The sequence below is a fragment of the Arcicella rigui genome, from assembly GCF_034929435.1.
Classification (GTDB): domain Bacteria; phylum Bacteroidota; class Bacteroidia; order Cytophagales; family Spirosomataceae; genus Arcicella; species Arcicella rigui.
In genome coordinates, this window is the sequence record NZ_JAYFUM010000007.1 from 57,592 (window position 1) to 74,633 (window position 17,042).

At 37.1% G+C, this 17,042-nt stretch carries 12 protein-coding genes; 7 read left to right on the forward strand and 5 right to left on the reverse strand.

Annotation, left to right across the window (positions count from 1 at the left end):
- Positions 1–29 precede the first annotated feature (29 nt).
- The 6 genes from VB248_RS06450 (at position 30) to VB248_RS06475 (ending at position 9,416) form a co-directional block, all read left to right on the forward strand.
- Positions 30–1,928 carry a hypothetical protein gene (locus VB248_RS06450; RefSeq protein ID WP_323295930.1) on the forward strand — a complete coding sequence of 633 codons (1,899 nt, stop codon included), beginning with the start codon at positions 30–32 and terminating at the stop codon, positions 1,926–1,928.
- Between the two features lie 316 nt (positions 1,929–2,244).
- The gene (rpsF, locus tag VB248_RS06455) at positions 2,245–2,616 is read left to right on the forward strand and encodes a 30S ribosomal protein S6 (RefSeq protein WP_323295931.1); all 372 of its coding nucleotides are present in this window, start codon (positions 2,245–2,247) and stop codon (positions 2,614–2,616) included.
- Positions 2,617–2,650: 34 nt separating this feature from the next.
- Positions 2,651–2,902, forward strand: coding sequence for a 30S ribosomal protein S18 (gene rpsR, locus VB248_RS06460; RefSeq protein WP_323295932.1), 252 nt, complete (start codon positions 2,651–2,653; stop codon positions 2,900–2,902).
- Between the two features lie 94 nt (positions 2,903–2,996).
- On the forward strand, positions 2,997–3,440 hold the full coding sequence (gene rplI / locus VB248_RS06465) for a 50S ribosomal protein L9 (protein ID WP_323295933.1): 444 nt from the start codon (positions 2,997–2,999) through the stop codon (positions 3,438–3,440).
- A gap of 198 nt (positions 3,441–3,638) precedes the next feature.
- On the forward strand, positions 3,639–6,392 hold the full coding sequence (locus VB248_RS06470; RefSeq protein WP_323295934.1) for a T9SS type A sorting domain-containing protein: 2,754 nt from the start codon (positions 3,639–3,641) through the stop codon (positions 6,390–6,392).
- Between the two features lie 174 nt (positions 6,393–6,566).
- On the forward strand, positions 6,567–9,416 hold the full coding sequence (locus VB248_RS06475) for a T9SS type A sorting domain-containing protein (RefSeq protein WP_323295935.1): 2,850 nt from the start codon (positions 6,567–6,569) through the stop codon (positions 9,414–9,416).
- A gap of 112 nt (positions 9,417–9,528) precedes the next feature.
- Here the strand turns inward: VB248_RS06475 and VB248_RS06480 are convergent, their stop codons facing one another.
- Both VB248_RS06480 and bioB read right to left on the reverse strand, forming a co-directional pair.
- Positions 9,529–9,996, reverse strand: coding sequence for a peroxiredoxin (locus VB248_RS06480; protein WP_323295936.1), 468 nt, complete (start codon positions 9,994–9,996; stop codon positions 9,529–9,531).
- 31 nt (positions 9,997–10,027) lie between these two features.
- Positions 10,028–11,062: a biotin synthase BioB gene (bioB, locus tag VB248_RS06485; RefSeq protein ID WP_323295937.1), complete on the reverse strand. Its 1,035-nt coding sequence runs from the start codon at positions 11,060–11,062 to the stop codon at positions 10,028–10,030.
- Positions 11,063–11,438: 376 nt separating this feature from the next.
- Here bioB and VB248_RS06490 point away from each other — a divergent pair, with 376 nt between their 5' ends.
- A complete protein-coding gene (locus VB248_RS06490) occupies positions 11,439–12,578 on the forward strand; it encodes a 2-isopropylmalate synthase (protein WP_323295938.1) in 1,140 nt (379 codons plus the stop codon).
- 81 nt (positions 12,579–12,659) lie between these two features.
- Here the strand turns inward: VB248_RS06490 and VB248_RS06495 are convergent, their stop codons facing one another.
- The 3 genes from VB248_RS06495 to VB248_RS06505 all read right to left on the reverse strand — a co-directional run bounded on the left by VB248_RS06495 (position 12,660) and on the right by VB248_RS06505 (position 16,968).
- Complete coding sequence (locus tag VB248_RS06495) at positions 12,660–13,946, reverse strand: aminotransferase class V-fold PLP-dependent enzyme (RefSeq protein WP_323295939.1); 1,287 nt, start codon at positions 13,944–13,946, stop codon at positions 12,660–12,662.
- Positions 13,947–14,075: 129 nt separating this feature from the next.
- Positions 14,076–15,461, reverse strand: coding sequence for an efflux RND transporter periplasmic adaptor subunit (locus VB248_RS06500; RefSeq protein ID WP_323295940.1), 1,386 nt, complete (start codon positions 15,459–15,461; stop codon positions 14,076–14,078).
- A 52-nt stretch (positions 15,462–15,513) separates the two neighbouring features.
- Positions 15,514–16,968, reverse strand: coding sequence for a TolC family protein (locus VB248_RS06505; RefSeq protein WP_323295941.1), 1,455 nt, complete (start codon positions 16,966–16,968; stop codon positions 15,514–15,516).
- Positions 16,969–17,042 lie beyond the last annotated feature (74 nt).

Below are 17,042 nucleotides of genomic sequence, written 5' to 3' on the forward strand. Positions count from 1 at the left end.
TTGCCAAAATTTAAAATTTCCCTTTAAAAATGAAAATATCATTAAAAATATTGCTTTCAATGGGTCTGTTGAGTTGCTGTACTCAAAACCTTTTTTCCCAAGTGAAGCCCAAGCCTTTTACCGAAGAGGATTTTTACGAAATTAAAACTGTCGCTATTCCAGATGGTATAAAATTAGAAGCTGGTGGAATTGCTCCCATGCCCGATGGTCGTGTGGGCGTTTGTACTCGTAGAGGCGAAGTATGGATTATCGAAAACCCATATCAACTCAACGGCACAAAGCCAAGCTACACACTTTTTGCCAGTGGCTTGCACGAGTCTTTGGGGCTTGCTTATCACAAAGGTTCATTCTATTGTACACAGCGTGGTGAATTAACCAAATTGACCGATACCGATGCCGACGGCAAAGCTGATGTGTATGAATCTGTTGCCAATTGGGATTTATCAGGAAACTACCACGAGTACTCTTACGGACCAGTTTTCGATAAAAATGATGATATGTATCTTACTTTCAACGTAGCTTGGGTTGGTTATGGTGAAGGCAAATTTGCTAAATGGCGTGGTTGGTTAGTAAAAGTAAAGAAAGACGGTACACTTGAACCCATAGCAACGGGCTTACGCTCGCCAGCAGGTTTTACGGTTAATTCAAATGGTGATGTACTTTATGGCGAAAACCAAGGAGACTGGGTGGGTTCTGGTAGAATTACACATTTAGAAAAAGGAGATTTTGCAGGAAATGCAGGCGGTTTGTATTGGACAAAAGAGCCAGATTCTCCTTTGAAATTGACAAAAGCCGATATTCCTGACACAGGCGAACCAATGTACGAAGCAGCTAAAAAAGTAAAAGCTTTGAAATTGCCAGCCGTATGGTTTCCACACGCTTTGATGGGAATTTCTACCGCAGATATGATTGAAGACGAAACTGGCGGAAAATTTGGGCCATTCCAAGGACAATACATTGTTTTCGACCAAGGGCAGTCTAAAGCGATGAGAATGTCTTTAGAAAAAGTAAACGGAAAATATCAAGGTGCTTGTTATCCATTCCGTGAAGGTTTTCAGTCGGGAACAGTACGTGCAAGATGGGGGAATGATGGTTCTATTTTCGTAGGAATGACTTCAAGAGGTTGGGGTTCAACAGGTAAAGAATTGTACGGACTTCAACGTTTGGTTTGGAACGGAAAAGTACCTTTTGAAATGAAAAATGTTCATGCCATGCCTGACGGTTTTGAAGTAGAATTTACACAACCTGTAAGCCTTAAAACTGCCGAAGATTTGAGTAGCTACGAATTGAAAAGCTTTACTTACAAGTATCATCACCAGTACGGAAGTCCGATTATCAATCAAGAAAAGACACCGCTTCGTGGTGTAATTGTTTCGCCAGACCGTTTGAAAATTCGTTTGGTGATGGATAATCTTCGTAAAGGTTATATCCATGAAATTTTAGCTTCTGGTTTATTGAATGATGAAGGTCAGCCATTATTGCACGACATCAGCTATTATACTTTGAATGAAATTCCTACTGGTGAATTAGCAAATATTACCACAAAACCAGCAACAACAGCACCCGCAAAATCAAGTACTTTGCCTGCCAAAAAAGAAAAAGTAAGTGCTGTAATAGATACAAAAGCACCTGTTGATGCAAAACAAGTAGCGGCATTATTGAAAAAGCACGCTTGTACCAGTTGTCATGCAGAAGCTACCAGAGTAGTAGGCCCTCCGTTTACCGAAGTAGCCAAACGAAATTATACCAACGAGCAAATTTTAGAATTGGTATATCATCCAAAACCAGAAAACTGGCCAGACTATGCAACCGAAATGGCATCAATGACCCACGTTCCGAAAGGAGATGTGTTGAAAATTGCCGCTTGGATTAATTCTTTAGGCAAAAAACAAAAAGCAGATTTGAATAAAATCGAAAATAGAGATTAGTCTTAGATATGAATTATAAAAAATAAGTGATGCGATTAGATAATTGTTTTTCCAATTATTTAATCGCATCACTTATTTTTTTGAGGATATTAATAAAATTATGAATTATGAATTATCTTTTGTCCTAAAGTCTCCCAAAATCCCAATAAAAATCTTGCCTCTTGTATCTTTTCTCCTAAAGTCCTCCAGTCTTAAAGTCCTAAAGTCTCAAAATCCCTATCCCCCTGATAATCAAAAACTTTTTCATTAATTTTTGTATTATAAAACAATTTTTGTACTTTTGCAGTCCAATTTTTAAAAATAATATTACATACTTATGGAATTACGTAATTATGAAACGGTATTCATCTTAACTCCCGTTTTGTCTGAACAGCAGACAAAGGATGCCGTTGAAAAGTTCAAAAAGATCCTAACGGACAACAATGCTGAAATCGTAAACGAAGAAGCATGGGGAATACGTAAGCTGGCGTATCCTATCCAAAACAAACAAACTGGTTACTATTACATCGTTGAATTCAAAGCTGAAGGAACGTTAGTAGCTAAGTTGGAGCTTGAATACAAGCGTGACGAAAGAGTGATTCGTTTCTTGACAACTGTTCTTGATAAGCACGCAGTGGCATACAATGAGCGTAAGCAAAAAGGTTTAGTAGGTAAAAAACCAGCAGCTGCAGAAGCAAAAGCAGAGTAAGTAAGACATTCACGAAATTCAACATTTTGAAATCATGACATTAGTAAACGAACCAGTTGACAAAAGCGTTGTACGCAAAAAATATTGCCGTTTCAGAAAATCAGGCATTAAATATATCGACTACAAAAACCCAGATTTCTTATTGAAGTTGGTAAATGAACAAGGAAAAATTCTTCCTCGTCGTCTTACTGGTACTTCTTTGAAATTCCAACGTAAAGTTGCTGTGGCTATCAAACGTGCAAGACACTTGGCTTTATTGCCTTACGTGGCTGACGGATTGAAGTAGTTTATAAATAAGGTTTTAGATAATAGGTTTTAGGTGATAGAATTAGGTAAAATGTACCACAATTAAAGCCCTAATACCTTAATAAAATAATAAAATGGAAATCATCTTAAAGACTGACATCGCAGGTCTCGGTTATAAAAATGACGTAGTTAACGTGAAGCCAGGATATGGCCGTAACTACTTGATTCCACAAGGTTTCGCAGTAATGGCGACGGGATCAAACAAAAAAATCCTTGCTGAAAACATCAAGCAGGTAGCTCACAAGGCTGAGAAAGTAAAATTAGACGCATTGGCTTTAGCAGAATCTATCGGTGAAATTACTTTAGCTATCGCAGCGAAAGTAGGTGAAAGCGGTAAAATCTTCGGTCGTGTTACTACTATCCAAATCTCTGAAGCTTTGAAAGAAAAAGGTTTCGATGTGGACAGAAAGAAAATCTCATTAGATACTGAAGTGAAATTCGTAGGTGATTTTACTGCTACTCTTGACTTACACAAAGAGGTTAAGCACAAAGTAAAATTCACTGTAATTGCTGACTAATTTATGTTTGGCGTATATTACATCGGATAAATTTGAATAAAATAAAGAAAGCATCTCAGTATATGGGATGCTTTCTTTATTTTTGTAAGATTTTATACTAAAGATTTTAAACTTATTTCTTTTTAAAAAGCAACGCTTTTATTTCAATGGGCGTCTTTTACACAGTACACTCTCTAACTTTCCTTAACTTCAGTGAATATGTTTAAAAAATGGTTACTGATTTTTTTCTTCATCAGCCTTCCTACCTTTATGTTTGGGCAAATTACGATTACTTCTCCTGTTTTAAGACAGGTAGTTCAGCGTAATTTGAATAATGAAGCAAGTCTTGCTATTGTGGGTAGTTACTCGCAACCGATTGATACTATCCAAGTACGATTTATCCCTGTAAAAACAGGTCAAGGCACAGCAATCGACTGGACGCTCTTGAGAGCAAACCCGCTTGGTGGATTGTTTAAAGGAAATATTACCGTGAAAGGTGGCTGGTATGCAATGGAAGTACGTGGACTTCTGAGAGGGAAAGTTGTGGGAAATGTTTCAAGAATTGAAAAAGTAGGTGTTGGAGAAGTATTCGTGATTGCCGGACAGTCGAATGCTGGAGGAAGTGGCTTGCGTTCTGCCAATGAAACGCCTGCTTCTGACGATAGAGTAAACTGTGCCAACTTCTTGAAAGATTACAGTGTAAATGGCTACAAACAAGAATTTGACCCCCAAAATACAAGTTATACAACTTATACTACTTCCAATTTTTCGATTATTCAGTTTTCTCAACTGAGTAAAAATGTTACGATTGGACCATTAGGAATTGGCCCTTATTACTGGGGAAAAGTTGGAGATGCTTTGGCTTCTAAACTCAATGTTCCTATTATGTTTTTTAATGCAGGATGGGCAGGTTCTTCTGTAAGAGCGTGGCGTGAAAGTGCTGAAAAACCCACTGTTCCTGTTTTAGGAGATTTTCAAGACCCCGGCGTACCACTTCGTTATTTTCCTGTGGGTTATCCTTACGAAAACCTAAATGCTGTTTTACGTTATTATGGCATTAACCTGGGTGTTCGTGCTGTTCTATGGATGGAAGGCGAAACACAAAACTTGGTCAATCTCGAAGCCATTGCACAAGGCAAAAAACCGCCTGTTACCATTGAAAATTATTTAGATAACCTTCAACGCTTGATTACAAAAAGTCGTCAGGATTTAGGTACTAACAAATTGGCTTGGGTTGTGGCTCGTACTTCGTATTCAAGTCAGCGAGGTTGTGATTCTATCTTAGCTCCACCAAAACCTTCGCCTATTATCGTGAATGCTCAAAATCAGGCAATTACAACTGATGCCCTTCGCCCGATTTATCCTGGACCTTTTACGGATAATATTCAAGTAGATTTTATTGGTGAACGTGATAGATGTGTACACTTTGTTGGGAAAGGTCTCGACCAAGTAGCTGACGCATGGATAAAAGCCTTGACAGAAGACAACAAGGATTTCTTCGGAACGGTTGAACCGATTTCACCAGATACGATACCAAACGTTTCTTTGGAATGTCTTTCTTCACAATTAGTGAGACTAAGTTTGCCCGAAGGTTATCAGCAATACAGATGGGTAAACGAAGTTACTTCTCAAGAATATACAACTCGTGTAGTAGATGTGCCATCGGGTACTTATATCGCTAAAGTTACACGTTCTAATGGCAATATTATTCAAGTACCCAGTTTTTCAGTAAAAGCTAATGTGCCACCTAAAGCTCCTGTGATTAAGGCTTTATCTGATGTAAGTTTTTGTATCGGAACAACGGTCAATATCCAAAGTACTACCGAAGTTGAGAATCCCATTTACCAATGGACTGCACCGACGACGAATAGTATTTCGGCAACAGGGACAATTGTAGCGGCTAATGAAGGTACTTATAAAGTAAGAGTGGTTGATAAAAACGCTTGTCTATCGCCTGTTTCCAACGAAATTGTACTTACAGCAAAGTCTCGTCCAGTTGCTCCAACGATTTCTTTTACAAGTTCAACGGAGTTTTGTGATGAGCAAAGCGTGACTTTGGTGTCGTCGAATGTTGGTGCTTCCAGTTATTTATGGAGTACAGGCGAAACGACACAGAGTATCGTTGTCAAAGGTTCTGGTACATTCTCGGTACAGACTCGTGGAGCAAACAATTGTTTATCACCTGTATCGAAAGATAAAATTTCCACTTTTGTAAATCCTTTACCGAAAGCTCCAACCATCAGTGCTTTAGGAAATGTTGTTTTCTGTGACGGTGGAAGTGTAAACCTCCGTCTTACTCCACCTGATACCAAGCAATATTCTTTGGTTTGGGAAAGTAATGGTACGGTTTCAACACAATCTGCGGCTACAATCAAAATAACTGGCACGGAATTAGTGAAAGGTTTTGTCCGTGATGACAACGGTTGTCTTTCTAAGGCTTCAAATGCTATTCAGATTACTAAAAAAGATAACCCAACACCTGTAAGTATTCTTCAAAAAGGTACTTATACATTGGCGGCTAAGTCGGCAAAGATACCAACAGAGTATGTTTGGTCGTTTGAAGGAAAGACATTAACGGATTTAGCTCCATTAGATAGTGTTATCAGAGCAACTGATGCAGGAAAATATACTTTGGTCGGAAGAAATATTTATACCGTTAAAGAATTAGCTTCGCCTTTAGTGTGCGTGACAGATGTGGTAAGTTATGATTTAAAATCTTATGACGACAGAGGGCTTTCAATTTACCCCAATCCTTCGTCAAATGGTAAGTTTTGGTTAGAAAGCCGTTATGAATTAGAAAATACCGTGATTACTATTTTTTCAGTTGATGGCAAACAGCTTTATCAAATGAAAGTAGATGCTTTGAACAGTCCTAAATTATTAGATTTAAGTGCTTATCCCGAAGGAACTTACATACTTCGTGCGGCCAATAGTAATTTTAAAATATCCAAATTGATTTCAATCAATCGTTAAAATTTTACGAAAGAAGTTTTAACAACATATTTTTCTTAGAATTTCTAAGACTTGGGACTGACCACATTATATAGAATACCAAAATACTTTGGGACTTCTGTGATATGGTCAGTCCTATCAATTTTACCTTACTTATATTTATACAAAACCTGATACATTAAAACCAATATTCAGATGACCCTATCTAAAAAGATTTTGTTTTTTATATTTTTAGCCAGTGTTAATCATGCTCTTTTTGCTCAAATTCGTATTACTTCCCCTCAAAATAGAGCGGTCTATCAGCGAAATCAAGACGGATTATCTCAGATTACCATTGCTGGCACTTATGAAACACAAATTGATAAAGTAGAAGCTCGTTTAATTCCTGTTGCCGATGGGCAAGGAACAGCAGTTGACTGGACAGTGATTAAAGAATTACCTTTAAATGGAAATTTTACTTCTGTGATGACCGTTCGTCAAGGTTGGTACACCTTAGAACTTCGAGGAAGTCTGAATGGAACAATCATCGGGGGCGTTTCGCAAGTAAGTAGGGTAGGAGTGGGCGAAGTTTTTGTGATTGCTGGACAATCGAATGCTCAAGGAATGCCCGATATTGAAGGAATTGGTGCATCGAGCGATAGAGTAAACTGTTTTGGAACAGCCACCAATACTGAATCTGGAGGTGATTTTTATATTTCCTTGTCGCCATTTTCTCAATTAACTGCCAGTAGTCGTATTGCTCCAAGAGGAAATAATGGTTGGTGTTGGGGACGCTTGGGCGATTTATTAGTAAGTAAATTAAACGTTCCTGTGATGTTTTTTAATGCTGCTTTTGAAGGTACTTCAAGCAGTACTTGGGCAATTACTGCCAATGGTGGCTATGCACCCAATCCTTATATTGGGGGAACTTATCAAAACCATTTACCTTATCAAGATTTATCTCAAGCCCTTCGTTATTTTGTATCACAGTTGGGAGTAAGAGGCGTACTCTGGTGTCAGGGCGAAGCAGATAATTTTTTAGTGAATCAAAAACTAAGTACTAATGCCGAAACTTATAGAGCCAATCTTCAAACAATAATTAATAAATCAAGAGGAGATTCTGGCAAAGACCTTTCTTGGGTAGTTTCGCTTACTTCGGGTGGCTCTTCGTCGCCTTGTTCGGGTATTTGTGGAACAGCCATTGTTACCGACCAAAATATTAGAAATGGTCAACTTTTAGTAATTAATCAAGCCAATAACAATGTATTTTTAGGACCAGATACAGATGCAATCCAAGTAACAGGTCGTAAAGATGGTGTGCATTTCAATGGCACGGGTTTAGAACAATTGGCAACCGCTTGGTACAATGCTTTAAATGATAACTTTTTTAGTCAGTCTAAGCCTCATTTGCCTATTACTTTAATGAGTCCTTCTTTTAGTTGTGGTAATAATAGCGTAGATGTTGTACTTCCAGAAGGTTATTCAAGCTATCAATGGTCAAATAATACTTCATTCAACGACGGAATTTTTTCAAATAATCGTCAAGTAACACTTTCTACTGGATTGAGTAATAAATATTATGCTCGTTTCAGAGATAGCAACGGTAATGTATTACAAGCTCCAGCGATTTCTTTTGTTGGTAGTGCCGTACCTTCTTCAACGATTACAGCAGATGCCGATGTAAGTTTCTGTGATGGAAACAGTGTAAACTTAATCGCAAACGACGCTCCAATCTATCAATGGAGTAATGGCAGTACAGCAAGGTCTATCAATGTAACTACTTCTGGAAGTTTTTCGGTTAGAACTGTCAGCCAATATGGTTGCCTTTCAGACTACTCTTCGCCAGTAGTTACCACAGCGAAACCTTTGCCTCCCAAGCCAAGTATTTCAGCCAATGGTCCTACTACTTTCTGTGCAGATACCAACGTAGTCTTGTCGTCTTCTACTTTGCAAGCAAATAGTTATTTATGGAGTACAGGTAGTAGTGTTCAGAATGTGAAAATTAATACTTCGGGTTCTTATACCGTAAAAACTATTAGTTCACAAGGTTGTGCTTCGCCTGCTTCTGATGCAGTTAAAATTGTAGTAAACCCATTGCCGCCAACACCTACTATTGTAGCCAATGGCCCAACTACTTTTTGTGCTGATACCAATGTTGTACTTACTTCATCTTTACAAAGTGCTATCGCTTACCGATGGAGTACGGGGGCGTCGAGTAAAAACATTACCGTAAGAACACAAGGAGCTTATACCGTTCGGACGATTGATGGCAATAATTGCTTTTCGCTCAATTCTTCGGCTGTCAATGTAAAAGTAAATCCATTACCAGCTACGCCAGCACTTTTTAGTACCAAAGACAGCGTATTTTGTGATGGCGATAATACGGTATTACAAATGACTTTGGCAAGTGGGAATTCGCCAACTTGGATTGCAAATCAGAATGGAAAAGTTACTAATTATAATACCCAAAATATAACTGTAACACAATCGGGGGCATTCAAAGCATATCAAACAGACCTCAATAGTTGTAAGTCTGTTATTTCGCCAGCCTTGTATGTTGCTGTAAAGCCGAATCCTGATAAAGTAGATTCTATCGTAAGAGCGAGTCCTTACACAGTGGCTGTAAATACTGTAAAAGCTGACGATTACGTTTGGCAAGTAAATGGTGTTGAGAGTAGCGTGCTTTCAGGAAGTCCTATTCGTGTTATCGAAGAAGTAACGCTTAATGTAAAAGCAAAAAATATTTACAAGACTTTATTTTATGGAAATAAGTTTTGCTATTCAGCTTATTCAGACCCTTATAATTTCAAGTATTTTGATGATAAAGGCGTATCTGTTTACCCAAATCCAAGTACAGGTGTTTTCAAAATTGAAGCAAGGACAGACTGGAAAAATACTTCTGTGGAGGTATATGATATGATTGGAAGTTTAATCACAAAAGGCTCAGTATCGGCTCTTAATTCAAGCCAAGTATTGAACCTTACGATGCTTCCAGAAGGCGAGTATATCTTGAAACTTCGAGCCGATAATCAAGTAATTGCCAAACGAATATTAATCAGTAAATAACATTTATCAAAAAAGCCATCTGTTAAACTTAACAAATGGCTTTTTTGATAAATACAGCTTTTGACTAAGTAATGTACTAAATGTAAGAGTTGTAGGAAACCCTAATCACTACTTATAAACTTGCTAAAGCTTCTTTTACTGCAACAAAATTTGGAACATCTCCAGCACTTTCCAATACTTCTGCATATTGAATTGTACCGTTGGCATCCACTACAAAAGCCGAACGCTTAGAAACTCCTTTCATGCCCAACACAAAGTTTTCGTAGATACTTCCATAAGCAGTAGATATTTCTTTATTGAAATCAGAAAGTAAATTGAAAGGAAGACTTTGCTCTGCCTTGAATTTATCTAAAGTAAAAAGTGAATCTACTGAAATACCTAAAATCTCAGCGTTTAAGTTTGAATACGTAGCGATATTGTCTCTCATTTCGCAAAGTTCAGCCGTACAAACACTTGTAAAAGCCAAAGGAAAAAATAAGATAACTACATTTTTACCTGCAAAATCTGAAAGACTGATTTCTTTCTTTTCAGTATTGAATAAAGTGAAATTAGGGGCTTTATCGCCAACTTGTAGTGCCATTTTTGATAATGTTTTTGGTTGAAAATTACTCTTACAAAATATTAACTTCTGTAATGCCCAAAGCCTTGCCAGCACTTGGTATCACTTGAAACTCAACAGGAGCTTTTTTCGTGTCTTTAAATGCCTCACGTGGTTTGATACTCAAAATCTGGAAAAGTTCTTGGTCATTTTTAACAGCTGGATTTGGCGTTGTTAATAATACATCTCCTGAGAAAATAGAGTTTGCACCTGCCATAAAACAAAGTGTTTGTCCTTCATAAGTCATATCCAAACGACCAGCCGAAAGTCTTACCATTGATTTAGGCATCAAGATTCTTGCCGTAGCAATCGTTCTTACCATATCCCAAATAGAAGCTGGTTCTTGGTCGCCAAGTGGCGTACCTTTGATAGGAACAAGGTTATTGATAGGTACTGAGTCTGGATGCTGAGGCATATTTGCCAAAGTTTTCAACATTCCGATACGGTCGCCATCAGATTCTCCTAAACCGATAATACCACCCGAACAAACCGAAATTTTTGCTTTACGAACATTTTCGATAGTATTCAAACGGTCAGCGAAAGTACGAGTAGAAATTACATCTTCGTAATGTTCTTCGCTGGTATCAACGTTATGATTGTAAGCATATAAACCTGCGTCTTTCAATTTCTCAGCCTGCGATTCTGTTAGCATTCCAAGTGTACAGCATACTTCTAAACCCATAGAGTTTACGCCCTGTACCATTCCTAATACTTTATCAAAATCTTTATTATCACGTACTTCACGCCATGCTGCACCCATACAGAAACGAGAACTACCCGCATCTTTTGCTCTTTGAGCTGCGGCTAATACTTCATCAAGTTCCATTAATTTCTGAACTTTCACGTCTGTGTGATAACGAGCTGCCTGTGAGCAGTATGAACAATCTTCAGGACAACCACCTGTTTTGATAGAAAGTAGTGTACTGATTTGAACCTCCTGTGGGTCATGGTGTTGGCGATGTACAGTAGCTGCACGGTACACTAATTCCATGAAAGGGAGATTATAAATTTCTTCGATTTCTTCTCTTGTCCAGTTATTTTTTAGCATGGTATCATTATGGCGATTTTAATTCGCTTTATGTTAATCAATCAAATTTAAACATGGATTTTGGGTTTGACAAATTGATATGCTTTTTTGTGAATGGATTTTTTCTGAATAATTGTACTTTTCTAATAATTACTTAATTCTGAACGTTTAAGCGAATAAAATATACGATATTTTTTAAGAAATAATTTACAAACTGAATTGATAAATATTTAGAATAAAAACCTTTAAAATGATTTTGTTATAGACTTAAATTCTAAAAAGAATGATTTAGTTGCCATTTTTAGAATTTAATTCTAAAGTGCTAAATTGTTGAAATTTGTTTTTTCTAAAATCCAATACTATTTTTGATTAAGAATTAGACAAAAAATCAATAATCATGAGTCAGAAAATTTTAATATTCGATACTACTCTTCGTGATGGTGAACAAGTACCAGGTTGTCAGTTAAATACTGATGAAAAATTACAAGTTGCTGAACAACTCGAATTACTCGGGGTAGATGTTATCGAAGCAGGTTTTCCTATTTCATCTCCTGGCGATTTCCGTTCAGTTGAAGAGATTGCTAAATTGGTTAAAAATGCTACTGTTTGTGGTTTGACTCGTGCTAAGAAAGAAGATATTGATGCCGCTGCTGCTGCCTTGAAACACGCCAAATATCCAAGAATTCATACAGGTATTGGTTCTTCTGATACGCACATTAAATATAAATTCAATTCTACTCGTGAAGAAATTCTTGAAAAAGGCGTTTGGGCTGTGAAGTACGCAAAGTCTTTTGTAGAAGATGTTGAATTTTTCGCAGAGGATGCTGGTCGTGCAGACTTGGTTTTCTTAGCTCAATTGACAGAAGCTGTTATCAATGCTGGTGCTACCGTAGTAAATTTACCTGATACAACGGGTTATTTGTTGCCTCATCAGATGTTCCAGCGTATCAATTATTTATTTGAAAATGTTCCTAATATTCATAAAGCAGTAATTTCAATGCACAACCATAACGATTTGGGCTTGGCTACTGCTAATACAATTGCAGGGATTCAGGCAGGTGCAAGACAAGTAGAGGTGACCATCAACGGTATTGGCGAACGTGCTGGAAATACTTCATTAGAAGAAGTAGCCATGATTTTGAATACGCACAAAGATTTAGGTTATCAGACTAATATCAATCCTAAATTTTTATATCCTACTTCTCAGTTAGTTTCTAACTTGATGGGAATGCCTGTACAAGCGAATAAAGCTGTGGTTGGTGCAAATGCTTTTGCTCACTCATCAGGTATTCACCAAGACGGTTTCTTGAAACACGCACAGAATTATGAAATCATGAACCCTGAAGATGTAGGTGTACCTTCTTCGGCAATCGTGCTTACTTCTCGTTCTGGACGTGCTGCTCTTCGTCACCGCTTACAATTATTAGGCTTCGAGTTCGAAAAACCAGATTTAGATAAACTTTATACTCGTTTCTTGTTGATGGCTGATGCTCGTAAACAATTAAACGATGAAGATTTGAAAGAATTGGTAGGATAATATAAGTGCTGAGTTTTGAATTTTGAGTGAGGAATTGTCAGTACTTAATTCCTCACTTAGCATTCAAAACTCCTCACTTTTTTAGGCTTTTGATAAATAATTAATAGCTTCTAAAAGCCTGTCTAAATCCTGCAAAGTAGTGTAAACATGCGGTGTTACTCGTACTCCATCTAATTTTTCCCATTTTACAGGCGTTGTGTGAATTTTATATTTGGCAAACAATTCACTTTCTATTTTCCCTGCTTCCATTCCTTCAATACTGAAATGCGATAATGCTCCAGAGTACTCTGGTTTCAAGGGCGTATTTAATTTTACTTTTGTGATTTTGCTGGCTTCTTTTGTCCAATAGGTTTTCAGAAATTGGAGACGTGCTTCTTTGCGTGCATTGCCGATGGCTAATTGGAAATTGAGAGCTTGACCAATGGCTTGTTCAATCATAAAAGGACGAGTACCCAGATTTTCAAACTTTCGGATATTATCAGAATTAGGTTTATCGTTGGGAATCAAAGGAAAAATTTTACTGATTTTTTCTTTTTTTACCCAAAGCATTCCCGACCCAATGGGAGCTGAAAGCCATTTATGCAAACTTGTTCCGAAGTAATCGCCCCCTAATTCTGGAATTTTGTACATAAGATGAGCAAACGAATGAGCTCCATCTATCAATACTTCTATTCCTCGTTTGTGGGCTTCGTCTGCAATGCGTTTTACAGGCATGATTTGCCCGTTCCAGTTCACGATATGAGTAATATGAACAACTTTGGTTTTGGGCGTCATTTGTTCCACATACTTCTGAACAATCAAATCATTGTTTTCTAAAGGTAAATCTATCTCAACATAATTTATTTTAATACCCTCTCGTAACTCTCTTTGTCGCCAAGCATGAAGCATATTGGGGTAATCGTACTTACAAAGTACAATTTCGTCGCCACGGGTCAGTGGAAGCCCTAAAATTACCGTATCCAAAGCCTCAGTGGCATTACGATTGATGGCAATTTCTTCGGAAGAAACACCTGAAAATTTTGCTAAATTTTCACGTAAAGGTTCACGACCTTGGTCGAGAATACGCCACATGAAATAGCTTGGAGCTTCATTCGCAAATTTGTTGTAACGTTCTACGGCATTTTGGACTACTGTTGGCGATGGACTTACTCCTCCGTTATTCAAATTGATAATTTGCGGAGAAACAGTATAAGCTTGCTGAATTTGATACCAAAAATCTTCGTCAGTAGCCATCATTTGTGCCGATTTGCTGGGCGAAAATTGTTGAATGGAATGTAAGTCATTGGACGATAGTCCTTTGAAAGTTGGAAGGAGCGAAGTGCCTGCAAGAGCAGTTACTTGGCTGATGAAGTTACGTCTTGATGTCATATTTAGTTTGTTTTACATAAATATACAAAAGAAATCAACACGAAGTGATGGCGTATAAACACAAAAAAGCCAGTCAAAACAATCCTGACTGGCTTTTTCATAAACCCTAAACCAAACTAATCTAATGTCTTATTTTTTATCTTTTTTAACTTCTTTTTTCGTTACTAATTCTCCATCTTTTAGTTTTTTAGAAACTGTTAAGTATGGTCCAGAAATAATGGTTTCGCCTTCTGCTAAACCTGAAAGAATTTCAATGTTTTCAAAATCTGAAATACCAGTTTTTACTTCTTTCATTTTTGCTTTGTTGTCTTTACCCAAAACAAAAACTACTTCTTTCACTTTTTCTTTCTTAATAACCTTTTGAAGGTCTTCATTATTGTCTGAATCTTCTTCTTTCTTCACTTCTTCACCATCTTTACCTTCTTTTGCATTTGGGTCACGTGTGGTTACAGAAGCCAAAGGAACGGATAAAACACCATTTTTACGGTCGGTGATGATTTCAACAGAGGCCGTCATGCCTGGTTTTAGGGGATAAGAATGTTTTCCAACAATTAAATCTTCATAAGACTTACGTAATACTCTTATTTTTACTTCAAACTCTGTAACGGCATCCGCTGAAACAGTAGCTGTGGTACTTCCTAAACCATTTGCCGAACTGGCAATTTCATAAACTACCCCTTTGAATTTTCTGCCCGAAGCACTGTATGAATCAACGTCGATAATTACCGTGTCATTCATAGAAACACGGGTAATATCGTTTTCGTTCACGTTTACACGCACTTCCATTTTATTTAAGTTGGCAATTCTCAATAATTCAGTACCTGCCATTTGCGAAGTTCCTACTACACGCTCGCCTAATTCAACATTCAATTTTGAAATTGTTCCGCTTTGTGGAGCATAAATCGTCGTTTTAGTCAAGTTGGCTCTTGCTTCTTTTAAAGCCGCTTCTGAACTTTTTACATTAAAGGATGCCGCTTGAACATTTGCTTTAGCCGATTCTACATCTTGTTTAGCAACTAAGTATTGAGAATTGTATTGGTCGAAATCTGCATCTGAAATTACTTTATCATCATGTAATTTTTTGTTACGGTCGTAGTCGATTTTAGCTTTTACTAAACGAGATTCTGCTTGAGACTGAATCGCTTTAGATTGTTCCACAGAAGCTTTCGACGAATTTACTTGTGCTTCTGCACGAGCTAATAAAGACTCGTAATTATCAGGACGAATTTTTAATAACAATTGTCCTGCTACAACAGAATCACCTTCACTTACGTACAAACCTACAATCTCACCCGAAACATCTGGCGAAAGTTTTACTTCAATTTCTGGTTGAATTTTTCCAGAAGCAGATACTCGTTCGATGATATCAGCTTTTTTAGCTTTGGTGAATTCTACTTCAGTAGAAGGTTCTTTGCCGATAAGTCCCTGTTGTTTTGCAATGATTAGACCAAGGCCTATTATTACAATGCTTCCACCTAATATCCACCAGATTTTATTTGAAGATTTCTTTGCCATAATGTTGAGAAAATTGTGTGATTGTAAGTGTGTTTTACCACTTTTTCACAAGTTAAAAGGTAAGTGGTTTATTTTGATAATAATCTAAAATTTTTGTTCTAAAGATAAAATCATATTTTGCTTGCACTTGGTTGCCACGAGCTTTATCCAAATTTGTTTTTTGCAAACTATAATTCACAAAGTCGATTGCTCCAGCACCAAATTTACTTTCTGCTGCTCTGAACGATTCTTCCAAAGCTGTTACTTGAACTGTAAGAGCATCGTAGCGTTTTGCTGCATTGTTCATATTGGTATAAGCTTGCTCGATATTCTGACGGAGTGTTTGGCGAGCCAACTGTGCCGATAAATCTGCGTTATTTTTCTGAATTTTAGCCTGAGCTACACGATTCTTGTTTAAAAAGCGGCTAAAAATTGGAATTGAAGCATTGAAACCAAAACCATAATTAGCAGTATTTTTCAATTGTTGAAAATAGGCAACTGTTCCGTCTTCAACATATTTAGGTTGTGAAACAATCAAAGGAATATCTTGTCCATTGAAACTTACCGTTCCTAAATTTGAAGTAGTTGTTCCATCCAAACGATAAGTTTTTTGAGCGTTCGATTGGTTTCCACCAAAGCTTGCTCCAGCCGAAATAGTAGGTAAAAAACCAGCTTTAGCAATATCAATTCCTTTCATTGCTCCTTGGATACGTAAATCTGCTGCTAAAATAGTAGGCTGATTTTTTTCTGCAATTTCAAATATCTTAAATGGAGAAGCATCATAAGGAACGTTCGTAGCAGGTACAGGTACTGAAAGCCTCTCTACACTAACATCTGTAATATTTTTGTCATTCAATAATTGTAGCAGTGATAACTTGGCTAAATCTAAAGTACTCTGGTTGTTGATAACCGTAGTTTCTTCTGTTGCCAATTGAGCTTTCAAATCCAGAAGGTTCGATTGTGGTAATGAACCTGCTTGAACCAATTTTTCAGTACGTTGAATTTGCAAATTGGTGATTTGTGTCTGGCTTTGAGAAATGGTTAAAATATCTTGAGCATTCAGTACATTTAAGTATGCCAAAACTACTTGCAAAGAAATGTTTTCTTTCATTGCTTGTAAGTCTAACTGTGTTGCTTTTAATAGAATATCGTTTTGAAGAATTGTGTTCTTTAAAAGAAAACCATTAAAAATAGTAACATTGGCATTGATACTTATACTGTTGTAGTTGATGTTTTTTTCAATATAGGTGTTGGTAAATGGGTCAAGGCTTCGACCAAAGTTGAACGATTCGTTGATAGAACCTGTGGCACTGGGAAGTTGATTGTTTTTTGATTGTTTCAACTGAATGTCGTTCAGTAAAACTTGGTTTTCACTTTGTTTGACAGAAATATTATTTTTCAAAGCAATATTTACCGCTTCTTGAAGCGACAATTTAGTTTCGTTGCCACTTGCTTGAATAGCGTTTTGTGCTTTTCCTTGAAAAGTTAATAATGTAATGCCTGTTAGGATTAGTAATGAGAATTTCATAATTCTTATAATTTATGTTTCAATGTTACGAATGATTTTTGGGGCTTTAAAAAAAATTAGGATAAACGGCTACG